Genomic DNA, 6,680 nt, shown 5'->3' on the forward strand with positions numbered 1-6,680 from the left:
CTGTAGCTCCAACTGAAGAAAGTATACTTAATGGCTCATACCCGCTTTCAAGATCCCTTTACTTCTATACCAATGGGGAGCCCTCAGACCTGATAAAAGAATTCACTGATTTTGTCGCAAGTGAAAAAGGACAAAAAATTGTAAGTACTGTTGGGTACATTCCGTTAAAGAAGTAAAATTTATATGAAATTTTAGCTTTAATTATCTATAAGGCTGCAGGCTTCTCTTCCCCTGCATCTTTTAAGATATATTTTTAACGCATCTTGTTATTGATGACCATAAGATATCGGTTATTTACCAGATAGACTACTAAGTAAAATCTTGATAGTAAACCTTACTTATATTTAGATTTAATAACTGTCTTTAGATATAAATATAGCTTTTTTTCAGGTTTTAGCAGCGTTGAATTTCGTCTCAAATTCGAAGAGTTTATGTTTGTTTTAGAAACTGAACCAAGAGAAGCATAAAATACTATCTGAGCATATTAAAGTCATTTAATATTAGTAAATAATAGTAACTGCGTTCATTTAACCCAAATAAAATTAATTGTAAGATAACAATGTTTATTTAAGTTTATATCTGAGTGGTTGAAAATGGACAATAAAGAAGAAAAAGATCTTCAAGGAGCTAATTTTATAAAGGCTGAGCTTGAAGGAGCCGACTTTACAGAGACTAATCTTGAAAAGGCAAACTTTATAGGCTCTAACCTCCAAGGAGCTAACTTTAAAGGAGCTAACCTTGAAAAGGCTAATCTCCAAGCAACTAAACTCCAAGGAGTTAATTTTCAAGAGGCTAATCTGCAAGGAGCTAAACTTCAGATGGCAACACTTTGTGGGGCTGACCTTCAAGGAGCTAACCTTCAAGAAGCTAACCTTCAAGGAGCTAACCTTCAAGGGGCCGACCTTAAGGAGGTTAACCTTCAAGAAGCTAACCTCCAAAGAACAGACCTTGTAGAAGCAAACTTTGAAAGGGCTAAAGTTCAAGGGGCTATATTTTGTGAAGCTGATCTTCAAGAGGCTAATCTTCAAGGAGCTGACCTGCAAGGAGCTGACCTGCAAGGAACTGACCTTGAAAAAGCTAATCTTCAAGGAACTAACCTTAAAGAGGCTAGCCTTAAAAGAGCTGATCTTGAGAAAGCTAACCTTCAGGAAGCTGACCTGCAAGGAGCTGACCTTGAAGAGGCTAACCTGCAGAGAGCTAGCCTTCAAGGAGCTAATCTTCAAGAAGCTAATCTTCAAAGAACTGATTTCAGAAAAGCTAATCTTCAAGGGGCTCATCTTGTAAAATCCAACTTTGAAAAGGCCAAACTCAAAGGAGCTAATCTTAGAAAGGCTAATTTAGAGGAAACTAGCCTGGAAGAGGCAAAACTTAAAGAAGCTATCCTTCAAGGAGCCAACCTAAAAAGAGCTAAACTTATAAGAGCCAAACTTCAAAAAGCTAATCTTAAAGGTGCTAACCTCGATGGCGCTAACCTTATAAAAGCTAAACTTGAGGGTGCTAACCTTCAAAGAGCTAACCTCAGAGAGGCTAATTTTAATGGAGCTGACCTGCAAAGAGTTAACTTCAGAAAAGCTAATCTTCAAGGAGCTAAATTTAAGGATGCAAATCTAGAAGGGGCTCAGCATTTATTAGTTGACCAGCTTTCGAATGTAAAAACCCTTTACAATGCAAAATTAGATGAAAATCTTTTCATAAAACTAAAAGAGAAGTATCCTGCCCTCTTTGAAAAACCAGATAAATAATTATAAAAAGTATTGTGACCTACTACGATCCTTACAATATGAACATTAACAACCGGGAAGGTTCTTTCTTGATACTGTATACCTTTTATACTTCAAATGTCACGTAGTTTTTTATACAGTTTCGTACGATTAATAGTAAGAAAGTAATAAAAAGCAGAAATTAAATTAGAGATAATTGACAAGGATTCAAACCTGATATCTTTGACAAATTTTACTTTTTTCAGTGTTTTTCAAGATGTAAACAATTAATGGATACTCATTGATTAAAATCTACAGAAACTCAAGTATGAAGGAGGGGGGTTTATAGCTTCTTTTGAATACATCCGGACAGTGAAGCCAGGTAATACTTTTAGGGACTGGCTTGTAGAGGTGCTTGGAGATAGAATACATAACAAGAATTGTGAAGTTCGAGTTTTTAAACTCAGCCATGCATCGCACAGGATCTGTAAGTATGAATTCAAGGATGAAAAATTCTCTATTATAGCCAAGTTTTTTGCAATACCAACGGGAATGATCAAAAAATATGATAGTTACAGTTTGATGAAGAAAGAATATGAGGACCTTAAGAAAGCCAGAAAAATAATTGATGTCCCGGAACCTATTGCGATAAATAAAGATTTTAATTGCGTTATGGTCAGTAAGTATGTACCTGGAAAAACTTTGTTCTGGTACTTCAAGCACAGGAAAGAGCTAAAAGAAAAGTTAGAACTTATAGCGGATATACTTAGAAAGCTTCACGAAAATACTAAGACATATTATGATAAAGAAAATGAATTTTCAAAATTCCATTATGTTTTAAATCACCTCAAAATTAACCGGCGTATGAAAAAAGAATATAAGCGTTTGCTTGGAAAATGGTGGCACAGTTCCCTCTTGGACACAAAAAATGGCTGTATGATTCATAACGATTCTACTCCTGTAAACTTTGTGTTCCATAAAGGAAAATCATTTTTACTGGACTTCGACCTCGCAGCCCGACATGGACATTTCGCATGTGATCTAGGGATACTTTGTGCTGAGCTTAAATACTATTTTGCGCGAAAGGGATCGAGCCAGGATGCAGAGCCTTATATCCGCCATTTTCTGAAGCGTTACAGCAAAAATGAAAAGGAATTCCACAAAATAACTAAAGTTATTCCGTTCTATATGGCTTATGGCTTGCTGAGAATTGCAATGTTTAAGTCTGATACGAGCTACAGGGATTACCCTCTGAGAGAAGCAAAGAACTGTCTGGAAGCAATAGAAAAAATATGAGAGCATATACAGGCTCTTGGTATCCTTATTGAACTGTCTCTGGATGTCCAATTCTGTTTGAATTAAAGGCACACGTAATTAAGAGATTTACTGACATTTGATTTTTGAAATATTATCATGAGTGTGATTATGCATATCTCCAGGCATCCCGGATGTGCATTGCATTCATTCCGAGACTTTTAGGCGGATAAATATCGTTTTCTGGCGTGTCGCCGATAGAGAGAACTTCCCATGGCTCAAGCCTGAGGCCATCAAGAGCCATCTTAAAGAGCCGGGTGTCAGGCTTTTTTATACAGTGGTCCGAAGACATGATTGTAAAATTAAAGCGATCATACAGACCAAGAAAGCGCAGTTCCTGTTCCGTAAAAACTCTCTGAGCATTGGAAACAATGCACTTCGGGATATCTCTGTATTTGTCAAGCAAACGCAGGCTCTGAGGATAGGCTTCAAGTTTTCTTATAGACGCAGTTCTGAAAACTTTTGCGGTCTCAATTCCAAGCCAATAAGGATCAATTTCTTTAAAGGCGTTTTCGGCACAAATTTCAGCGAAAATATCTTCTATACGGATATCCGGGTGCTGTTGGCCTGAATTGCCTAGTTTGCCTATGATTTTCCACCTGTATTCTTCTCTGAGCCTGTCGGGTTCTATCCGCACTCCCTGATAAAGCAGCCACCTGCTTACCCTCTCATTTGTCTCTCGACTTTTTTCGTCAGTTTTGATGTCAATGAGGGTTTTGTAGCAGTCAAAGATTAAGCCTTTAATTTTTCCGTTTTGGAGCATAGGGATTCTCCTTTTAGTTTAGACTTTATTGTGAATTTTGGTTTTCTATGGTATATTTGATTAATCTCAATATTATCCTTTAAGCATATAGATATTTTGGAAATACCTCTATTATGTACAATTATTCATATATAGTTTTTTATTCCTATATAGTACACTTTTGTTAACTCGCAACCTAAAAAGTAGAAATGGTAGGGATTTAATTTGTTCTACTGGTTTTATTATATAATGAAACCAGATCAATAAAAAAGCCCAATAATGAAATACAGATATTCAGAGCCTGTCTCTCAGGCGTTCACCAGGGTTAAGGAATTTCTATTGGACTTTATTTGAGTTTGCGAGTTTCATAAAGAAGCTAATATTCGATTTTACTTATGCAAGTTCCAGGTTTGGAAATTTCAGCGAAAATTGAGACAAGCAAGAAAGGTTTAAAACGATTTAAGTGAATGTCAATCTGACATATTTTTTAAAACGAAACTATACTGGTTATGTCTATGAATTGTTGTTTAAGTCTAACAAAGATAAGTAAATCCACCTTTTTTGCCTGGATTTGAGAGTAAGCTTTCTACTTGAATTTGCAGTAACTGACCAATGACCATCAAATTTTTAACTCAAGATCCAGGTTGACTTTGTCTTATTTTCTTTTACGCCTACTGTAAAGCATAATTTACCACTATCAAACCTTGCTTAAACTTGTTTTGTAGTAAATACAAAACATAGTAAACCTGCGTTTAAACTTGTTTTATATTCACTACAAAACGTAGAAAAACTGACTCTCTCAATGCGGACTTCTCATTCGTAAATCATGATTGAATCAAGCCTTGCAGTACCTATCTTTGTCCAGTATCTACATACAGGACAGTATTGAGTTTCACTGCCTTGACTCATTTTAAGTATTGAATGACACTCTGGACAAACTTTTAAACTTTTTATAAATAAACCTCCATAGAAAACTGATATTTATCTGAATAGAATCTGAATAGAATCTAAATAAGGGATTTAAGAACCAGTAGAAATCTAATAATTCAGGTAATACTACAAAATCATAGTATTTTCAAATATGCTACTGAAGTGGATTTCCTTCAGTTATTGTCCTTATTAAATTTGTGAGCTGCAGGGGAAGAGATTCCCACAGCCCATAGAGATCTGGGTGAAGGTACTGGAAACCTCCTAAGTCGTAAATAGAATAGATTTATTATATATTTTTTGGATATATTCAATATAGTAATAAAGTAAACTAATTAGTTTTAAAGTGAGTTTTTCTTGCCATAAATCACGCACCTGAGGTACAAAGCTCAAGCACACTTGGCTTTATGAACAACTTGGGATTTTAGACAGTTGACAGTAATGCTATTGGTTTCTCAGTTAAACCGCTTAGTTCTATCAAATAGAAGCTATAAGAATTACCCTCTTAGAGGAGAAAGGAGATATTTCAGAGCAATAATCGGAAAAAAGAATAGAATAACAAATTAAAAAAATACAAATTAATAGATTTTACGAATTAAAGATTACATCTCCCATTATAAGTTAAGCACCTAAGATTTAGGTCTTTACATTCATGTTCATTGAAGCTTCTGCGATATCGCCACTATATTCGGCTATTCTCCGGAGACTCTCCAGAATCATACTAATTTCAACGTTACCTGTATTTCCCAACTTCCGGGACTCCAGAGAAACTCCAAACTGAGAAATATTTTTGGCTTCCTCAACAGTTTGATTAATCGTCTGCAAGTCTTCTTGCGCTATAGAATCAATCGAACTCTTGAACACGTTAATGGCAAGTTCAGCCATCTTAAAAATCGAATTATCAGGGTTAACTGCAGAATCAATTCTCTGGGTATTTACAGCTATTTTGACTGCATGATCTCCTATTCTCTCAATTATTTTCGTAATCAGTCTGTACTCCAGGCATTCTTGCGGATGTCGGATTCCTATTGTGTCAGAGAGTTCGATATCTTCAATTGCAGCGTTAAGTTGGCGGACAGAAAGAAAATAGAAACGGTCTACATCATCATCTCTCTGGATAACATCTTCAGCAATTCCCACATTGTAATCTCTAAGAGCTTTCATAGAATCTTCAAGCATGGAACGTACAAGACCATACATGTTTTTAATTACTCTTCTAAGGAATAGATCACTGTAATTAAGAAGGCATTGAAAGACCAGCTCTGTCCGTGATTCTTCTATAAGTTCAAGCCCTATCAATTTCTGACGTACCGAGTCCTTGATAAACTTGCGGTCATGAGCACTGAAACCTTTCACGGAAGTCAGTTTTATAATGTTATAACCTGCAAGATAATTAGAGATAAGAATTCTGAAGTTATTTTCTGCACTGTCTAAGTGACTATATTCTATCATAGCCTTAAGATCAGAACGTTCCGTTGAGACTGCACTGTAAGAGATATGCAAGGTTTTGTTAGGCATGGGTGTAAGGGTAAGCGCGTCTCCGACTTCAATCCCTGTATCATGAATCCATTTTATGGGGAGAGAAACAATATAGGTAGAGTTCCCGGTAAACTGAACTTTTCGTTGATCCTTAGTAATAGAATGATCCCCCTGGGGTGGTGAATGAACTTTAAAAATTTGTATGGACAATTGTAATCATAAAGGTTTTCTTATAAGTAAGATACTAAAAAAGAATAAAAGTTTCGCTGACGTATTGCTGCAAGCATCAGAGTGTTCTACTGAAATAAGGAGTTTTCTCCTTAATTCTTTTTCCCTGAAAATGATTTAGTTATAGAAAATCGAGTGATTTTATGATTACGTTTATCATTAAGTTGAGATTAAGAGGAAGGAGTGAGTACTTTTCAAACACTGGACCTCATATTTATCTAACTTTAGATATATAATTATATTATACTATCAACAACTTTCTCTTTTTCTCCTCTAGAGAAAACTCTATA

Annotated in this window: 5 protein-coding genes; 3 read left to right on the forward strand and 2 right to left on the reverse strand. The window is 35.6% G+C overall.

What is annotated here, in order from left to right; all coding sequences use genetic code 11:
- The 3 genes from ASJ81_RS24415 to ASJ81_RS07940 form a co-directional block, all read left to right on the forward strand.
- The coding region (locus ASJ81_RS24415; RefSeq protein WP_338037418.1) for a PstS family phosphate ABC transporter substrate-binding protein at positions 1-176 on the forward strand (176 nt) is incomplete at its 5' end.
- 417 nt (positions 177-593) lie between these two features.
- Complete coding sequence (locus ASJ81_RS07935) at positions 594-1,742, forward strand: pentapeptide repeat-containing protein (RefSeq protein ID WP_095644012.1); 1,149 nt, start codon at positions 594-596, stop codon at positions 1,740-1,742.
- A 330-nt stretch (positions 1,743-2,072) separates the two neighbouring features.
- Positions 2,073-2,996: a phosphotransferase gene (locus tag ASJ81_RS07940; RefSeq protein ID WP_095644013.1), complete on the forward strand. Its 924-nt coding sequence runs from the start codon at positions 2,073-2,075 to the stop codon at positions 2,994-2,996.
- 127 nt (positions 2,997-3,123) lie between these two features.
- Here ASJ81_RS07940 and ASJ81_RS07945 read toward each other — a convergent pair whose 3' ends face one another.
- Positions 3,124-3,777, reverse strand: coding sequence for an HAD family hydrolase (locus ASJ81_RS07945; protein ID WP_095644014.1), 654 nt, complete (start codon positions 3,775-3,777; stop codon positions 3,124-3,126).
- A gap of 1,542 nt (positions 3,778-5,319) precedes the next feature.
- Positions 5,320-6,321, reverse strand: a complete 1,002-nt coding sequence (locus ASJ81_RS07950) for a phosphate uptake regulator PhoU (protein WP_095644015.1) — start codon at positions 6,319-6,321, stop codon at positions 5,320-5,322.
- Between the last annotated feature and the right edge of the window lie 359 nt (positions 6,322-6,680).

Source organism: Methanosarcina spelaei, assembly GCF_002287235.1.
Classification (GTDB): Archaea; Halobacteriota; Methanosarcinia; order Methanosarcinales; family Methanosarcinaceae; genus Methanosarcina; species Methanosarcina spelaei.

Excerpts from the sequence above, each read along its gene's own strand:
- ASJ81_RS07945 (WP_095644014.1), bottom strand. The coding sequence starts at position 3,777 with ATGCTCCAAAACGGAAAAATTAAAGGCTTAATCTTTGACTGCTACAAA.
- ASJ81_RS07935 (WP_095644012.1), top strand. The coding sequence starts at position 594 with ATGGACAATAAAGAAGAAAAAGATCTTCAAGGAGCTAATTTTATAAAG.